This is a genomic window from Corynebacterium camporealensis (assembly GCF_000980815.1).
Lineage (GTDB): Bacteria > Actinomycetota > Actinomycetes > Mycobacteriales > Mycobacteriaceae > Corynebacterium > Corynebacterium camporealense.
Genome location: NZ_CP011311.1, coordinates 772,505 through 788,869 on the forward strand (window position 1 = coordinate 772,505; position 16,365 = coordinate 788,869).

Sequence of the window (16,365 nt, forward strand, 5' to 3'; positions counted from 1 at the left end):
TGTTATGCCTCGTCGACTTACCCGTAGCCTGCCTAACCCAGCTGAGCTGAAGAACCTGTTGGTCTTTGATAAACCATCGCTGGATAGGAGAGCAGCACGGTTGTCCAAAGCAGCTGACGTGTCGGATTTAAGAGCCATCGCTAAGCGACGTACTCCGAAACCTGCGTTTGACTATGTCGATGGGGCAGCTCGTGAAGAGGTAACTGCTACTGAGAGCCGCAGCCTGTTCCAGCAGTGTCGCTTCGTACCGAGTGTGTTGTGCGGAAGTCCTGAACTTGATCTGACCACGGACATCAGTGGCGGATCCTCCGCGCTTCCCTTCGGTATCGCTCCGACTGGTTTCACTCGCTTCATGCATGCCGAAGGCGAAGATGCCGGTGCGTCCGCGGCCACTGATGCCGGTATTCCTTTCGCGCTATCCACCATGGGCACCCGTTCTATTGAGGAAGTCGCTGAATCTTCTGGATCTGGCCGTCGCTGGTTCCAGCTGTATTTGTGGAAAGACCACTCTGCCTGCGCAGAGCTCATCAAGCGTGCTGAGGCTCACGGCTACGACACTTTGTTGGTGACCGTTGATACCCCAGTAGCCGGTGAGCGCCTGCGCGATACCCGCAATGGCATGCGCATCCCGCCACGTTTGACTCCTGGCACAGTCGTCGATGCCGCATGGCGTCCGGAGTGGTGGTTTAACTTTCTGACCACCGACCCGGTGACTTTTGCCTCGCTCACCTCTACTACTGGCACGTTGGGTGAATTGGTCAATTCCATGTTCGACCCAGCTCTGGATTTCGATGACTTGGCGTGGATTCGTTCTCTGTGGCCGGGCAAGCTCATCGTTAAGGGTGTTCTGAATCCAGCTGATGCACGCCGGGTTGTTGACCTCGGTGCCGACGGCGTTGTGGTCTCCTCACATGGTGGTCGCCAGCTCGACCGGGTGGTTAGCCCACTGCGTCAGCTTGAAGAAGTCGTTGCAGAAATCGGTGATGAAGCCGAGGTTATTTACGACTCCGGCATCATGAGCGGTGCCGACATCGCGATTGCCCTTGCGCTAGGCGCAGATTTTGTTCTTATCGGTCGCGCGTACCTGTACGGGCTTATGGCTGGTGGGCGCGAAGGAGTGGACCGCGTTATTGAACTGCTGCGTGCTGAGCTAGTGACAGTGCTTCGCCTGTTGGGCTTAAATTCTGTAAAACAGCTGCAGCGCCACCACGTTATTACTCCGTGGGATGAGCACAAACAGCGACAGGAGGTGTAGATGCCCGAGGGAGATTCAGTTCTGCAGTTAGCCCGCAAGCTGCAGTTTATGACTGGTCGGGAAGTAACGCGTTGTTCTTTTCGGGTGCCGCGCTATGCCACGGCGTCGGTGGAAGGGCTGGTGTGTCAGCGGGTATGGCCTTATGGCAAGCACCTGTTTATGCAGTTTGCAGGTGAGGGCGCTGGTTCGGGCACGATTGTGCAGACGCATCTAAAGATGGAGGGCAAGTGGGCCATCCATCGTGCCGGTGATAAGTGGCGACACCCTGGGCATACCGCGCGTGTGGTGTTGCAGTTGGCGGATCATCCACGCGATATCGAGTTAGTCGGCCATCAGTTAGGTTTCGTAGAAGTTTACCCGGCTGATGAATATGAGTCGCGAATTGCGCATTTAGGCCCGGATATTTTGAATCCCAAGTGGGCAGACGACGGCGACAGGGGAGAAGCCATTGCCCGAGTGACATCGCGGCCACAACGCAGTATTGGTGCGGCATTGTTAGACCAGCGCAATGTGGCCGGTATTGGTAACGAGTACCGGGCGGAAGTCTGTTTCCTAGCCGGTGTGCATCCGGCAACGCCTGTTGCAGCAGTCGATGTGGCGCGGGTATTGGATATTGCCCGCAAGATTATGTGGGCGAATCGCTATGCGCCCGTACGCGTGACCACCGGGGTGCGGCGCGCCGGGGAGACGACCTACGTCTTCGGCCGGAATCGCCGGAGGTGTCGTCGCTGTGGCACTGAGATTCAGCAGGGCAGTCTCGGTGGCGTGGATGCCGGTGGTGATGAAGGCGAGTTGGAGCGGATTATTTGGTGGTGTCCTTATTGCCAACCGCGCGGCGAATAAGGAAGAACAGTACAACGACGACAGCGATGCCGATGATCGCGTAGGCGATCGTGGAGTACTGGTCGATGGTGTCAGTAACTCGGTGGTAATTCTCACCGAGGGTAAAGCCCAACACGATGAGCACGGTGTTCCAGATTGCTGAACCGATGGTGGTCCAGATGGTGAATTTCCACAGCGGCATGTGGCTAATGCCCGCCGGGATGGAAATCAGGGAACGGATACCGGGCACAAAGCGGCCGAAGAAGACCGAGGCGGTGCCGTATTTCTGGAAGAAGTTCAGTGACTTGTGCACATCAGCGGGCTTGGTTAGCCACATCCAGTCCGCAATGCGGCACAGGCGCTGTGTGCCCACGGCAGAGCCCACCCAGTACAAAAGGTAGGCACCAGCCAGGGAACCGATCGTGGACCAAATAATGGCAGCGATCAGATTGAGCTCACCCTGGGAGGCGGCAAAGCCTGCCAGCGGCAGGATGAGCTCCGAGGGGATGGGCGGGAAGGCGTTTTCTAGGAAAATTGCTAGACCGACGCCTACCGACCCGAGAAGGTTCATCGCGGCGACGACCCAATCGACGATTTGTTGCATTGGGATAGTTTAAGCGATAAACCTAGCCGCGATGAGCGCGATACCAATTAATCAGGGTATCGGTAGAAACGTCACCGGAATTTGGCTGCTGATTGCCAGAAACCGCATCGGCCAAGTCGTTGGCCTGCTGCTTGCCCAGCTCGACGCCCCATTGGTCAAAGGAGTTGATGTCCCAGATAACGCCCTGGACAAACACGATGTGCTCGTAGAGAGCAATCAGGGCACCGAGTACCTGTGGGGTCAGTTGCTCAGCCAGCAGGGTGGTGGTGGGGCGGTTGCCTGGCATGACCTTGTGCGGGATAAGTGCTTCGTCGACACCTTCGGCAGCGATTTCTTCGGCGGTCTTGCCAAAGGCCAAAATCTTGGTCTGGGCAAAGAAGTTGCCCATGAGCAGGTCATGCATGGAACCGTTGCCATCGGCAGTCGGGTAATCCTGGTGCGGCTGGGCAAAGCCGATGAAATCAGCCGGAACCAGGCGAGTGCCCTGGTGCAGCAACTGGAAGAAAGCGTGCTGACCATTGGTGCCCGGCTCGCCCCAGTAGATTTCGCCGGTCTTGGCAGTTACAGCAGAACCGTCGTGGCGCACGGACTTGCCGTTGGATTCCATCGTCAGCTGCTGCAGGTACGCCGGGAAGCGGCCAAGATCCTCAGAATAGGGAAGTACCGCGTGGGTTTCAGCGCCGTAGAAGTTGGAGTACCAGATACCCAGCATGCCCATGAGAACCGGCAGGTTTTCTTCCAGTGGCGCGGTGCGGAAGTGCTCATCCATGGTGTGGAAGCCGTCGAGGAAGCGCATGAAGTCCAGCGGGCCGATGGTGCACATCAGCGACAGGCCGATGGCAGCAGAGACGGAGTAACGGCCGCCGACCCAGTCCCAGAAGCCGAACATGTTGTCAGTATCGATGCCGAATTCCGCGACCTTGTCAGCATTGGTGGATACTGCCACAAAGTGCTTTGCGATGGCCTCTTCGGCACTATCGAACTGCTCCAGCAGCCAAGCGCGGGCAGCATGGGCATTGGTGAGGGTTTCCTGGGTGGTAAAAGTCTTCGAGGCGATAATAAACAGCGTGGAGTGTGGATCCAGCTCATCCAAGGTGGCTGCCATATCGGCTGGGTCGACATTGGAGACGAACTCCGCGCTAATGCCGGCGACCTCATAGGGGCGCAGGGCCTGGGCCGCCATGGCAGGGCCCAAGTCAGAACCACCGATACCGATGTTGACGACCTTTTTGATGGTGTGGCCGCTATGGCCCAACCAACTGCCCGAGCGCAGCGCAGTGGCGAAATCGCGCATCTTGCCCAGAACTTCGTGGACATCCGCAGCGATGTCCTGGCCGTCGACTTCCAGATCCTTTTCGGCAGGCAGGCGCAATGCGGTGTGCAATACGGCGCGGTCTTCGGTGTTGTTGATGTGCTCACCGGCGAACATTGCGTCGCGGCGGCCCTCCACATCGGCTGCCTTCGCCAGGTCTACCAGCGCAGTGCGGATGTCGTCGTCGAGGAAGTTCTTGGACAAATCAGCATGCAGTCCTGCGGCATCAATTGTGTAATGCTTGGCGCGCTGTGGGTCGGCGTCGAAAAGCTCTCGCAGAGTGACGTTCTTTTTTGCATCGTAAAGCTTGCTCAGTGCGCTCCACTGCGGCTGGCTAGTGATATCCATGGCGGGCCTTTCCTGCGGGGATTGTAGGGCTAGTGTTTAACACCTACTACCGTAGCCCAGCTTGCGGCCTACAGCACGAGAGCAGCAATCCAACCTGCGAAAAGCAGCGGGATATTAAAGTGCAGGAAGGTCGGGATGACCGAGTCACGGATGTGGTCGTGCTGACCATCGGCGTTCAGACCCGCTGTTGGGCCCAGGGTGGAGTCAGAGGCGGGGGAGCCGGCATCGCCAAGCGCGCCTGCAGTACCGATAATGGCCACGGTGGCCGCAGGGGAAAAGCCCAGCGACATGCACAGCGGGACGTAGATGACTGAGATAATCGGCAGGGTAGAGAAGGAAGAACCGATGCCTAAGGTGACAATGAGGCCGACCAGCAGCATTGCACCAGCGGCGAGGAATTGGTTGTCGCCGAATGCAGCAGCGGTGGCATTCACCAGGGTTTCGACCTCACCGGTAGCGGTCATAACGGAGGCAAAGCCCTGCGCGGTGATCATGATGAAGCCAATGAGTGCCATCATCTTCATGCCGGAGGAGAAGACATCGTCAGCTTGGCGCCAATTCACCGCACCAGACACCAGCAGAATGCCCAGGCCAAGCAGTGCGGCAACGAGCAGGCCGTCGGCTTCAAAGCCCATGGACTGCATGATGATCTGCACGGCGAACACGGCGATAATCGCGATGACAGAAACCCACATCTTGGCCTTGCTTGGGGCAGGCTGCTCCGGGGCGTCTTCCGCAACATCAACATCGGCGTACTCGCGTGGCTTGCGGTAGGAAATGAAAATCGCGATGAGCAGACCGGCCAGCATACCGGCGGCCGGAATGGCCATGACCTGCATGACAGAAATGCCGTCGACGTTCAGGCCTGCTTCAGCGATGTTAAACAGCAGGATGTCGTTTAAGTAAATAGAACCGAAGCCGACCGGGATGAACATGTAGGTCGTAATCAGACCGAAGGTCAGGCAGGAGGCCACCAGACGGCGATCCAAGCGCAGCTTGTTCATCACCGTCAGCAGTGGTGGAACCAGCAGCGGGATAAACGCAATGTGGACTGGGATGAGGTTCTGGCTCATCACTGCCATGGCAATCAGGCCAGCGACCAGGGACCACTTGGTTACCGCAGTTGCTTTCGGGCTGGCTTCCGTACCGCCTAAGCGAGAAATCAGAGAGTTCGCCAGGATCTGCGGCAGGCCAGTCGAGGCCACGCCCATAGCAAAGGCACCCAGCAGGGCGTAGCTCAGCGCAATTTTCGCGCCACCGCCCAGGCCGTCCTGGAACGCCAGCAAGGTGGCATCCAAACCCATGCCAGATAACAGGCCGCCCACCAAAGCGCCGAGGAACAACGCAACGACAACATGCACGCGCGCCAAAGCCAAGGCGAGCATGACGATGACGGCAATCAGCACAGCATTCATGCCGGAAACTTTAGTGCATAGTATCCATTCGCTGGTAAATGCCTAAAAGTTAGCCCAGGCGGCCGCGGCCCATGCGCAGCAAAGCCGAGGCAATGGTGGGGCCTTCCTCGCCTAATTCGTCGCGGAATTCATTCAAGATGGCAATCTCGCGGGTGTGCACCAGGCGGGTGCCGCCCGAGTGCATGCGGGTTTTACCGATCGTCTGGGAGATTTCCGTACGACGTTTCACCGCATCCAAAATCACGCGGTCCAGGCGATTGATTTCCTCACGATACTTCTGGATTTCAGCATCCGTTAGCGGATCATCAGTGCCAGAAGGCATGCGGATATCTAAGCCATTATCCACCACGTTGTGGTCATCTGCGGTGCTCATAAAGACATATTGTGCCACTTGGTGCGTGTACTGCCAACTTTCTTGAGTGTCTGCGAAAGCCCCGCTCAGACGCTCATGCGTCGTGTGTCCGGGTGGGCTAGTAGGTTGGAGGCACTATGAATAATGAATCTCCCTTTAGCCCAGCTTCTCGTCCCTCCGATACCCGTGGTGCCTCCGATCCGTTACTCGAAGGTTTAAATCCGCAGCAGTATGACGCGGTGGTGCATTCTGGTAGCCCGCTACTCATCGTGGCAGGTGCCGGCTCCGGCAAGACTGCCGTGCTCACCCGTCGCATTGCCTTTTTGATGCGCCAGCGCGGGGTGGCTCCGTGGGAGATTTTGGCCATTACCTTTACCAACAAGGCCGCAGCGGAGATGAAAGAGCGCGTCGGCCAGCTGGTCGGTCCGGTTGCTGAGCGCATGTGGGTGGCAACGTTCCACTCCATTTGTGTGCGTATCCTGCGCCAGAACGCCCAGCTGGTGCCGGGGTTGAATACCAACTTCACCATTTATGACAGCGATGACGCGCGCCGTCTGCTGACCATGATTGCCAAGGACATGCAGTTGGATCTCAAGAAGTTCTCCGCGCGCGTGCTGGCTAACCAGATTTCCAACTACAAAAATGAGTTGCAGGGCCCGGAGCATGTGCTTGACGATGCCGCACGGACCAAGAATCCTTTCGATACCACCGTCGGCCAGGTCTTTGCCGAGTACCAGCGCCGCCTGCGCGCGGCCAATGCCGTGGACTTCGACGATCTCATCGGTGAGGTCGTGCGTATTTTTGCTCAGCACCCGCAGGTCGTGGACTTCTACCGTCGCCGTTTCAAGCACGTGCTTATCGATGAGTACCAGGACACCAACCACGCCCAGTACCGCCTGGTTGCTGAGCTGGTTGGCAGCGGCGAGCAGGGGCCCGAGCTCTGCGTGGTGGGCGATTCTGATCAGTCCATCTACGCCTTCCGCGGTGCGACGATTCGCAACATCCAGGAATTCGAAAAAGACTACCCGCAAGCCCGCACCATCTTGCTGGAGCAGAACTATCGCTCCACTCAGAACATTTTGGAAGCGGCCAACGCAGTCATCGCGCAGAACGAAAACCGCCGGGAGAAGAACCTGTGGACCGCGCACGGGTCAGGGGAGAAGATTGTCGGCTACGTTGCCGATAACGAGCACGATGAGGCCCGCTTCATTGCTTCGGAGATCGACTCTTTAGCTGACCAAGGCGTGTCCTATTCAGATATGGCGATTATGTATCGCACCAACAACGCCTCCCGTGCGCTGGAGGACATCTTTGTTCGCTCCGGTATTCCGTACAAGGTCGTTGGTGGCACGCGCTTTTATGAGCGCCGCGAAATCCGCGACATGGTGGCCTACCTGCGCATTATCGACAACCCGGATGACACGGTGAGCCTGCGTCGCATCATCAACGTGCCCAAGCGCGCCATCGGCGACAAGGCACAAAGCCAGATTGCCCTGCACGCAGAAAACTATGGGATTAGCTTTGGCAAAGCGCTTATCGATGCCGCCGCCGGTAAAGTCGCAGGACTCGGCACCCGCGCTGTCAATGCGGTGACCAAGTTCAATGACATGATGGACGGCGTGCGCGCCCAGCTGCCCGAGCTGCGCAACGAGGTTACCGGTCAGCCGGACCTCGGTGAGCTGCTCAACGCTCTTTTGGATGCCACCGGCTACCGCGCCGAGCTAGAAAACTCCAACGACCCCCAAGACGGCGCCCGACTGGACAACCTCAACGAGTTGGTTTCCGTGGCCCGCGAGTTTTCCTCTGAAGCTGCCAATCAACTGGCGATGGATGGCTCCGATGCCATCGAGCTCGACGAGGGCCAGGCCGTACCGGGCTCGCTGCAGGCGTTTCTGGAGAAGGTCTCCTTGGTCGCTGATGCCGACCAGCTGCCGGACAACGAAACTGGTGTGGTGACCTTGTTGACCCTGCACACCGCGAAGGGCCTGGAATTCCCAGTAGTCTTTTTGACCGGTTGGGAAGACGGCCAGTTCCCGCACATGCGCTCTTTGGGCGACCCAAAGGAGCTGAGTGAGGAACGCCGTCTGGCGTATGTGGGCATTACGCGTGCCCAGCGTCGTTTGTATATCTCGCGCGCGATTTTGCGCTCCTCCTGGGGCAATCCGCTCACGAATCCGGCCAGTCGCTTCCTCGCCGAGATCCCAGAAGATCTCATCGACTGGCGCCGTGAAGAGCCCCAAAGCAGCCTGTCGGCCTGGGATTCCAACGACGATTATCAATATGGTCGGTCCAGCTGGCGGTCGAAGAAGCCTTCTCGCGCTACGTCTTCCCCTTCGCAGCGCTCATCTTCAACATCCAACAACAAGCAGCTGAACCTGGTGGTGGGGGACCGGGTCAACCATGCCAAGTACGGGCTTGGCACGGTGATCGATGCCGCTGGCTCCGGTCCCCGCGCAACCGTCACGGTGGACTTTGGCACCTCCGGAAAGGTGCGGCTTATGCTCATCGGCGGGCTGCCGATGGAAAAGCTCTAAACGGTGATACCGCGCTCGGCGAACCAGTTAATCGGGTTCGTTGGGGTGACACCGTCGGGGTGAATTTCGAAGTGCAGGTGCGGGCCCGTCGAGCGGCCCTCGCTGCCGATGGAGGCAATCTGCTGACCTGCCGTCACGCGCTCACCAACGCTGACGAACAGCGACTGCGCCTGCATGTGGCCGTAGATGGCCACAGAGCCGTCATCGTGGCGCACGCGAATCCAGTTGCCGTAGCCCTGTGCCGGGCCGGAGCTAATCACGGTGCCGTCCATGACGGAGTAAATTGGGGTGCCAATCGGGTTCGCAATGTCGATACCGTTGTGCTGAGTGCCCCAACGAGCACCGTAGCCAGAAGTCAGGCGACCCGAGGTCGGGAAGACCACGGTATTGCCGTTAGCGTCCTGGCCCTTCTTCGGGCTCAGACCCGAGTGGTCGCCCTCCGGGGCGAAAGCCTCAGCCAGACCTGGTACGGACTGCGGGTCGAGCACGATATTCAGGCTGCCGCCATCTCGGTTGAATTCCGGGACAGCCTCGCCGTTGAGAACGCTGGCGGTGGACTGCAAAAGACCCAGTGCAGCATCCACGAGGCTGCCGCTGTCGTGGGTGGTGACAGTCGGTTCTGAAGAATTGTCGGAGACATCAACACTGGCAGCTGGGGTAGCAGCCGAGGCAACGGCCGTGGTGGTAGCAATGGCGCAAGCTACGGTGCTGACTACAGCCGCCCTATAGGCGCGGTGAATGCGCTTCATACTTTCCGATCCTTTTCATGACGATGTGCGCTGCAAAAGTAATCACGGTCCAGCAGAATCTGCTTATAAGCCGCAACGTGGCAACGCATTAAAGCTATCGAGCGGCTGGCCCCTGCGCAACACCTGAAAGTGCAGGTAATCGCAGTTTTTGTTCGAATTCATTCGAACATCCCTGCATGTTACGCGTGTTACGAATGTTACTAGAGTGGCAATTGTAAAGTTAAGCTTTAGCCACTGGGGGTGTACGGCGGGGGTGTACGTTCGTCGCCTCACCCGCCGCAGCCGACCTCGCCGACATCCGACACCGGCCTCGGCGACCTCCAGGACTGCCAGCGGTTCCTGCCATTTGTTGGCTCTCGTGCCGCAGCGCCTCCTGCCAGATCGAAAAAATCCGCCCTACACAGCCGCTGTGCGGCCTGTGGGACGGAATGTAGGGTCGGGTGCCCAAAACGCAGAAAAGCAGCCCTAGGGGCTGCACTGCGATGAAATTTTATATTAAGAGATGGTGATGCCGCGCTCTGCGAACCAACCGATTGGGTCAACGGCGTTCTCGCCGTCTGGGTGGATTTCGAAGTGCAGGTGGGTACCGGTGGAGAAACCGAGGTTGCCCATGCCAGCGATCTTCTGGCCAGCGGTCACGTGGTCGCCGACTGCAACGTCGAGGGACTCCATGTGGCCGTAGACAGCAACGGAGCCATCTTCGTGCTTAATGCGGATCCAGTTGCCGTAGCCGGAAGCCGGACCGGAATCGATAACGGTGCCGTCCAGAACGGACAGGATCGGGGTGCCGTTGGAGTTAGCAATGTCGATGCCAGCGTGGAAAGAGCCCCAACGCGGACCGAAGCCAGAGGTGAATGCACCCTCAGCCGGGCGAACCACGGAAGGAGCGCGAGCGGCCTTGTCGGCAGCGGCGCGAGCCTCAGAAGCCTGGATGGCCTTATCGAGCTGAGCGGTCAGGTCGATGGTCGGCTTGTTCTCAGCAACGGCGAGGATCTGCGGGGCAGCAGCCTCCAGAGTTGCTTCTTCGGCGATGGCGTCAGAGTTATTGGCCAGCTCGACGTCGACGGACTGGGCTTCTTCGCCCGGAGCCTGCAGATTAGCGGCAGCGGCGCCACCGACACCTGCAGAAGAAACGGCGCCTGCGGCAACGGTCACCAGAGCGATGCGGCCCTTTGCGGTCTGCGAAGGTGCTGCAGCTTTGCGATGGCGCCCCGCGCTACGCTGAGTCTTAGTGAGCATAAAAAGTTACTTCCCTCGTTGTCAGGATCCTCAACCGGATTGCTGTGTTACTCGCTATCACGGCCGGTTACACGATCGTGACCTTTCTGTTACCAACGAGATGTAACAGTAGCCCTTTAAAAAAGCGCGAGCAAGCTAAATGCTCAAAAAATCGTTACGAGTGCCCAAAACCACAGTTCATCGGGCTAATGGTCGAGAACATAACAGGCTACCCCCGAAACGGGGAGCAAAACCGCAGTTATTTACCCGTTTCACAACTGTACCTTCTTGCTCATTTCCTTCCTTTATTAGGTACCCGCGCCGCGCCGACCGATTTCCAAGCTCAAGGCGTGGCAAAGTAGACGCGATGAACAAAAACACCAGCCCTCAGTCGCGGCCCTCGGTCCGCGCGCGCAGCTCTGCGCGCGGGCGGGGTCCGCAAAGCAAGTCCGCAGCTCGCGTGGCCTCTCGCGTGGAGGCCAGTGCCGAGGCCCGTCGCAGTAAAGGCCCCGGCAACAGCAGGTTGCGTCGCATGCTGTGGCTGGTGGGCATCCCGCACCTGGTGTTTGTCTTAAGCATCGTCGCCGTTGCCTTAGCCGCGCTTTTGCTCACCAGCGCCCCACTGGGCTGGCTACCCGCCGTGGTCGCCGAAAGCTGGATGGTGTTCAATCTCGCGCCGGTTTCTGCCGGCGGCATCGACATCTCCTTAGTCCCACTCGTCCCCGCACTCCTGCTGGGTTGGGTCATCGCCTTCCGCATCCGCAAAGCACTCGCGCACAAGGTCTCCATTAATGATCTTCTCGTGCTTCTAGCCTGCACACTTGGCATCCCGCTGGTGCTCACCGGCATTGCGTGGCTGATGATTTGGGACGCCGGCAAGGTCTACGACGTTGCCCCGCCATCCTTCCTGGCCACGCTGCCACGCATGCTTGTGCTGCACTTGCTTGCCCTGGCCATCGGCATGGGCCCGCGCCTGTGGAAGGCACTGGCTCGTCGCTATAACGTCACGCCCGTGCTTGTCGATGCCGTCCGCACCGCCACCCACTTCCTCCTCACCTTGGCAGCAGGCGCCGGCATCCTCCTGTTGGTGCTGCTGGTCGTCGGTTGGTCCCGCCAGGGCGAGCTGCTGTCCGCCTACCCGAACCTCGACGGCTGGGGTTTGACCGCACTGATTGTTATCAGCCTTCTCTACCTGCCTAACGCACTTATCGATGCCGCCGGCGTCCTCGTCGGCTCCGAACTGCAAATCTCCGACGCCTCGGTCAGCCTCTTCGACACCCACCTCATCCCGCTGCCGCCAGTCCCACTCTTTGGCCTCATCCCCGCTGAGACCCGTGACTGGACAATCGCGCTGATGCTGATAGCAGCTATTGCTGCAGCCGTCGTCTCCTGGAAGCGTCGCCCAGGCTTTACCCACGTCGGTGCTGCCATCGTCGCCACTGCCGTCCTGGCGCTGATTGGCGCCTACCTCGCAGGCGGCGTGCTCGGCTTCTACGACTACATTGGCCTGCACGTCTGGCTCGCCGCAGGTCTGGCCGCCCTCTGGTTCGGTGCCATCGCGCTTGCCTTCGCCGCAGCCTTTGCCATCCAAACCTGGCGTGCATCGCGCAGCGATGTACGGGAGGAAGGCGCGGATCGGGGAGACGATTCGGAACGGGAAGAAGTCGAGGAGCCGGCAGAAGCTCAAGAAACTGAGGAACAGGACGACACCGAGGAACCGGCGGAAGATGACATCGTCGACGCTGAAGTTGTCGAGGAAGACGAGGAGGAACTCGGTACCGCTGTGCCTTATAGCGAGTACTTAAAGGAATTTTCCGAAGATTCCCAGAAAGACCAGGATTCGGACTAGGCTCTAGTGCGTGACTTCAACTAATTCTTCATTGCGTGTCGTGGTGCTGGTATCTGGTACGGGATCGCTGTTGCAGGCGATTCTGGAAGGACAGGATTCGAGCTACCAGGTCACCAAGGTAGTAGCGGACGTCGACTGTCCGGGTATTGACAAGGCACAGGCAGCAGGCATCGACACGGAAGTCGTTGCTCTTGGTGAGGATCGTTCGGAATGGAATAAGCGTCTGGTTGACGCCGTGGATAGCGGCCAACCAGACGTTGTCGTTTCTGCAGGCTTTATGAAGATTTTGGGCGAGGATTTCCTGGCTCGCTTCGAAGGCCGCACCATCAACACCCATCCGGCGTTGCTGCCCTCCTTCAAAGGTGCCCACGGCGTGCGCGATGCCCTTGCATACGGGGTCAAGGTCACAGGTTCTACCGTTCACTTCGTTGACGCCGGGGTGGATACCGGCCGCATCATCGCCCAACAGCCTGTTGCAGTGCTTGACGATGACACCGAAGCCACCCTGCACGAGCGCATCAAAGTCGTCGAACGCGAACTAATCGTCCAGGTACTGCGCGCCACCAAGCGCAGCGGCACCACTGTAGAAATTTAGCTTTAATACGGAAGGCAATAATTCTCCATGAGCGATGATCGCAAGCAAATCAAGCGCGCTCTGATTAGCGTTTATGACAAGACCGGGCTCGAAGATCTGGCCCGTGCTCTCGACTCCGCAGGTGTTGAGATTGTCTCGACCGGTTCCACCGCCGCCAAGATCGCGGACCTGGGCATCAACGTCACCCCAGTAGAAAAGCTCACCGGTTTCCCGGAGTGCCTGGAAGGCCGCGTCAAGACCCTGCACCCACGCGTGCACGCTGGCATTCTTGCCGATACCCGCAAAGAAGACCACCTCAACCAGCTGCAAGACCTGGAGGTCGAGCCTTTCCAGCTGGTCGTGGTGAACCTGTACCCCTTCCGCGAGACCGTGGCATCTGGTGCCGACTTCGATGGTTGCGTCGAGCAGATCGATATCGGAGGCCCGTCCATGGTGCGCGCGGCCGCCAAGAATCATCCTTCCGTGGCCATCGTGGTCGACCCGCAGCGCTACGACGACGTCGCCAAGGCTGCCGCAGAGGGTGGCTTTACCCTGCAGCAGCGTCGCGAACTAGCTCGCGATGCCTTCCTGCACACCGCTGACTACGATGCCGCTGTCTCCCAGTGGTTCGTCGATCAGCTCGGCGGCGAAGATTCTGCGACCTCCGCACTGCGCTACGGCGAGAACTCGCATCAGTCCGCCACCGTCACCCGCCTGGGTACTACCGGCCTGGCCAACGCAGAACAGCTCAACGGCAAGGAAATGTCGTATAACAACTACCAGGATGCCGACGCCGCCTGGCGCGCAGCCTGGGACCACGAGCGCCCGTGTGTCGCGATCATCAAGCACGCCAACCCCTGTGGCATCGCCGTGTCCGATGAGTCCATCGCCGCAGCGCATAAGGCCGCTCATGCCTGCGACCCGGTTTCCGCATTCGGTGGCGTTATCGCCGTGAACCGCGAAGTGACCGTCGAGATGGCCGAGCAGGTCAAAGAAATCTTCACCGAAGTCATCGTCGCCCCGTCCTACGAAGAAGGCGCGGTCGAGGTACTCAAGGCCAAGAAGAACCTGCGCGTCTTGCGCGCCGAGCACGAAGCCCCGCAGAGCGAGCAGAAGTTCATCTCCGGCGGCGTGCTCACCCAGGAGCCGGACACCTACCAGGCAGAAGGCGACAAGCCAGAAAACTGGACCCTGGCTGCAGGCGAGCAGCTTTCCGATGCCGACCTCGCCGAACTCGAATTCGCCTGGCGCTCCGTGCGTTCGGTCAAATCCAACGCCATTATCCTCACCAAGGACAATGCCGCTGTTGGCGTGGGCATGGGCCAGGTCAACCGCGTGGATTCTGCCCGCCTGGCAGTCGAGCGCGCTAATTCCCTAGCCGAGGACGGCGCCGAGCGCGCCCGCGGTTCCTTCGCGGCGTCGGACGCCTTTTTCCCGTTTGCTGATGGCCTGCAAACGCTTATCGATGCCGGCGTCAAAGCCGTCGTCCAGCCCGGCGGCTCCATCCGCGACGAGGAAGTCATCGCCGCAGCCAACGAAGCCGGTGTGACGATGTACCTGACCGGTACCCGCCACTTCGCGCACTAAGTTATTTCTTCTTCTTCGTCGCGGTTGCGGCCGCGATGGAGTCGTTGCGATGCTTGAGTAGCTCGAGGGTCTCCTCCTCCGCATTGGCGGGGGCGGAGATGCCCAGGACGGCCAGGGCGGCATCGGCAAGCATTGCGGCAGTCTCCGGCACGCGCTGGGAGGCATCGAATGGGGGAGTGCCGTCATTAGGACGCATCTCGATGACCGAGAGTGCAATGTGGAAGGGCAGCTCGATGCGCGGGTCATCCTCGCCCACGAGTGCTGCTGCCGTCTCACGGAAGTGCGCCTGCAACTTCTCACGCGAGACGTGATAATCAGAAAACTCCGGCGAATTCGCCACCGGCAGCTGATACAGCCTGCCGACGTTCCAACCACTCGTCAGCAGCAAACGCGACTCCGCAGCCACCAGCGCCCACAAGCGCAAGCCCGGATCTGCTTCAGTTTCTGCGAGCTCTTCCGCCAGCTCCAGCGAAGGCTCAATCGTTGCATTGAGCAGCGTTAAGAAGATCTCCGTCTTGGACGGAAAATGGTAATACAACGACGCCTGGCGAATGCCCACAGCATCCGCGATCTGGTGCGTCGACGTTGTGGCAAAACCTTGCGTAGTAAACAGCTCCGCCGATGCGTCGAGGATTTCCTCGCGAGCGGTGCTACCGCGACGACGCGGACTATTCTTACGCGGCCTACCTACCGTTCCAGCCATCTGGCGGTGACCTCCTCTGAAAATTTAAAAATTCGTTTCTACAATACTACTTTTGGCGCTGCGTAATTGCGGCAAAGGTTTCTGACACGGTACGGCACGCCGAGCCATACGCCGTGCGATCCAGCGGCGGCAAATCACTCAGCGTGCTCGGGTGGTCTCCGACGCCGCTGTGCCACTTGCGCAGCTCCAACGCCAAGCCAGTTTCCCAGCACAGTGTCAACGCATCTGCTTCTGCCTTAGACAGCAGTTCGCGCTCCACTCCAATGGCCAGTCGGTCTGCCGTCGGACGCGGTGCCGGCGCTGCCCAGCGGGCAATCGCAATGACAGGGGAGAGCAGCATGTCCTTGATGCTGACCTCCGCGTTGCGGTCCGGCAGGCCGTCATGTAGCTGCAAGCTCGGCGGGCGCTGCTTGAGCGCTTCCTCCAACAAGGCATCCTCACCGCCTTGACCCAGGGGCAAGCCGGCATCCGCACGCGTAGCGATGTCCTCTTCTACCGGATGCGCCTCCAAACCTGCCGACGCCAACAGCATCTCCAGCTCTGTATCTTCACCGATCCACTCAATCGCCAGCGACGGGATACCATCACCCCGCGCGACCGCACCAGTCAGGCGTGCCTGCGATGCCACACCCGGCGACCGCACGATATCGGTAATCAGCCGTGAGAACCACGCCGCCAACTCTGTTTCGTCGGCATTGTGCATCAGCGCGTTGCGCAGCAGCTGCTGGGATTCTTCCAGCAGTCCGCGCGCCATCTCCGCCGACTGGCACCGCGGCGCCAGTTCTGTGAGGTCAAGCAAAGATTGGTGAAGAGCCACTTAGCTTCCTTCTCCCTGGGTTCGTGATTAACCGTTTAAGAGTATCAAATACATACCATCACCGAAGCTATCCACAACCGCACGAGAACCCTGCCAAAATCCTCGAATTCCGGGAGTTATCCACAACCCTTTCGTTGACACGTCACCAAGATCGGCCAATTTTTCGCGAGATTTGGCAGTTATCCACAGGCTAAAAATTTTCTCTAGCGGGTCTTGACAATCTCGT

General features: G+C 59.3%; 14 protein-coding genes. 6 read left to right on the plus strand and 8 right to left on the minus strand.

Annotated elements, in window-relative coordinates; translation table 11 throughout:
- Positions 1-4: 4 nt before the first annotated feature.
- Positions 5-1,255, plus strand: coding sequence for an alpha-hydroxy acid oxidase (locus UL81_RS03635; RefSeq protein WP_046453271.1), 1,251 nt, complete (start codon positions 5-7; stop codon positions 1,253-1,255).
- Positions 1,256-2,098: a DNA-formamidopyrimidine glycosylase family protein gene (locus UL81_RS03640; protein ID WP_035107106.1), complete on the plus strand. Its 843-nt coding sequence runs from the start codon at positions 1,256-1,258 to the stop codon at positions 2,096-2,098. It abuts the gene before it with no gap.
- Here the strand turns inward: UL81_RS03640 and UL81_RS03645 are convergent.
- From UL81_RS03645 to UL81_RS03660, 4 genes are all read right to left on the minus strand, one after another.
- On the minus strand, positions 2,058-2,681 hold the full coding sequence (locus UL81_RS03645) for a DedA family protein (RefSeq protein ID WP_035107107.1): 624 nt from the start codon (positions 2,679-2,681) through the stop codon (positions 2,058-2,060). The two genes, UL81_RS03640 and UL81_RS03645, sit on opposite strands and share 41 nt — an antisense overlap.
- A 22-nt stretch (positions 2,682-2,703) precedes the next feature.
- Positions 2,704-4,341 (minus strand): glucose-6-phosphate isomerase, encoded by a 1,638-nt coding sequence (gene pgi, locus UL81_RS03650; protein WP_035107109.1) that lies wholly within the window; start codon positions 4,339-4,341, stop codon positions 2,704-2,706.
- A 68-nt stretch (positions 4,342-4,409) separates the two neighbouring features.
- Positions 4,410-5,756, minus strand: coding sequence for a Na+/H+ antiporter family protein (locus UL81_RS03655; protein WP_035107110.1), 1,347 nt, complete (start codon positions 5,754-5,756; stop codon positions 4,410-4,412).
- 49 nt (positions 5,757-5,805) lie between these two features.
- Positions 5,806-6,129: a chorismate mutase gene (locus tag UL81_RS03660; protein WP_035107112.1), complete on the minus strand. Its 324-nt coding sequence runs from the start codon at positions 6,127-6,129 to the stop codon at positions 5,806-5,808.
- 116 nt (positions 6,130-6,245) lie between these two features.
- Here UL81_RS03660 and pcrA point away from each other — a divergent pair, with 116 nt between their 5' ends.
- Entirely contained in the window at positions 6,246-8,642 is a 2,397-nt protein-coding gene (gene pcrA, locus UL81_RS03665; protein ID WP_035107114.1) for a DNA helicase PcrA, read from the plus strand.
- Here pcrA and UL81_RS03670 read toward each other — a convergent pair.
- Together UL81_RS03670 and UL81_RS03675 are read right to left on the minus strand one after the other, a co-directional pair.
- Positions 8,639-9,391, minus strand: coding sequence for a M23 family metallopeptidase (locus UL81_RS03670; protein WP_046453272.1), 753 nt, complete (start codon positions 9,389-9,391; stop codon positions 8,639-8,641). The genes pcrA and UL81_RS03670 overlap by 4 nt on opposite strands.
- A 495-nt stretch (positions 9,392-9,886) precedes the next feature.
- On the minus strand, positions 9,887-10,630 hold the full coding sequence (locus UL81_RS03675) for a M23 family metallopeptidase (protein ID WP_035107118.1): 744 nt from the start codon (positions 10,628-10,630) through the stop codon (positions 9,887-9,889).
- Positions 10,631-10,976: 346 nt separating this feature from the next.
- Between UL81_RS03675 and UL81_RS03680 the strand changes: the two genes are divergently transcribed.
- The 3 genes from UL81_RS03680 to purH are packed head-to-tail and all read left to right on the plus strand — an operon-like array spanning position 10,977 to position 14,619.
- Complete coding sequence (locus tag UL81_RS03680) at positions 10,977-12,458, plus strand: cell division protein PerM (RefSeq protein ID WP_144407162.1); 1,482 nt, start codon at positions 10,977-10,979, stop codon at positions 12,456-12,458.
- Between the two features lie 10 nt (positions 12,459-12,468).
- Positions 12,469-13,053, plus strand: coding sequence for a phosphoribosylglycinamide formyltransferase (gene purN / locus UL81_RS03685; protein ID WP_035107121.1), 585 nt, complete (start codon positions 12,469-12,471; stop codon positions 13,051-13,053).
- Between the two features lie 27 nt (positions 13,054-13,080).
- Positions 13,081-14,619 carry a bifunctional phosphoribosylaminoimidazolecarboxamide formyltransferase/IMP cyclohydrolase gene (gene purH / locus UL81_RS03690; protein ID WP_035107123.1) on the plus strand — a complete coding sequence of 513 codons (1,539 nt, stop codon included), beginning with the start codon at positions 13,081-13,083 and terminating at the stop codon, positions 14,617-14,619.
- Between the two features lies 1 nt (position 14,620).
- Here purH and UL81_RS03695 read toward each other — a convergent pair whose 3' ends face one another.
- Together UL81_RS03695 and UL81_RS03700 are read right to left on the minus strand one after the other, a co-directional pair.
- Complete coding sequence (locus UL81_RS03695) at positions 14,621-15,322, minus strand: TetR/AcrR family transcriptional regulator (RefSeq protein ID WP_035107125.1); 702 nt, start codon at positions 15,320-15,322, stop codon at positions 14,621-14,623.
- A 46-nt stretch (positions 15,323-15,368) separates the two neighbouring features.
- Complete coding sequence (locus tag UL81_RS03700; protein WP_035107126.1) at positions 15,369-16,139, minus strand: hypothetical protein; 771 nt, start codon at positions 16,137-16,139, stop codon at positions 15,369-15,371.
- Between the last annotated feature and the right edge of the window lie 226 nt (positions 16,140-16,365).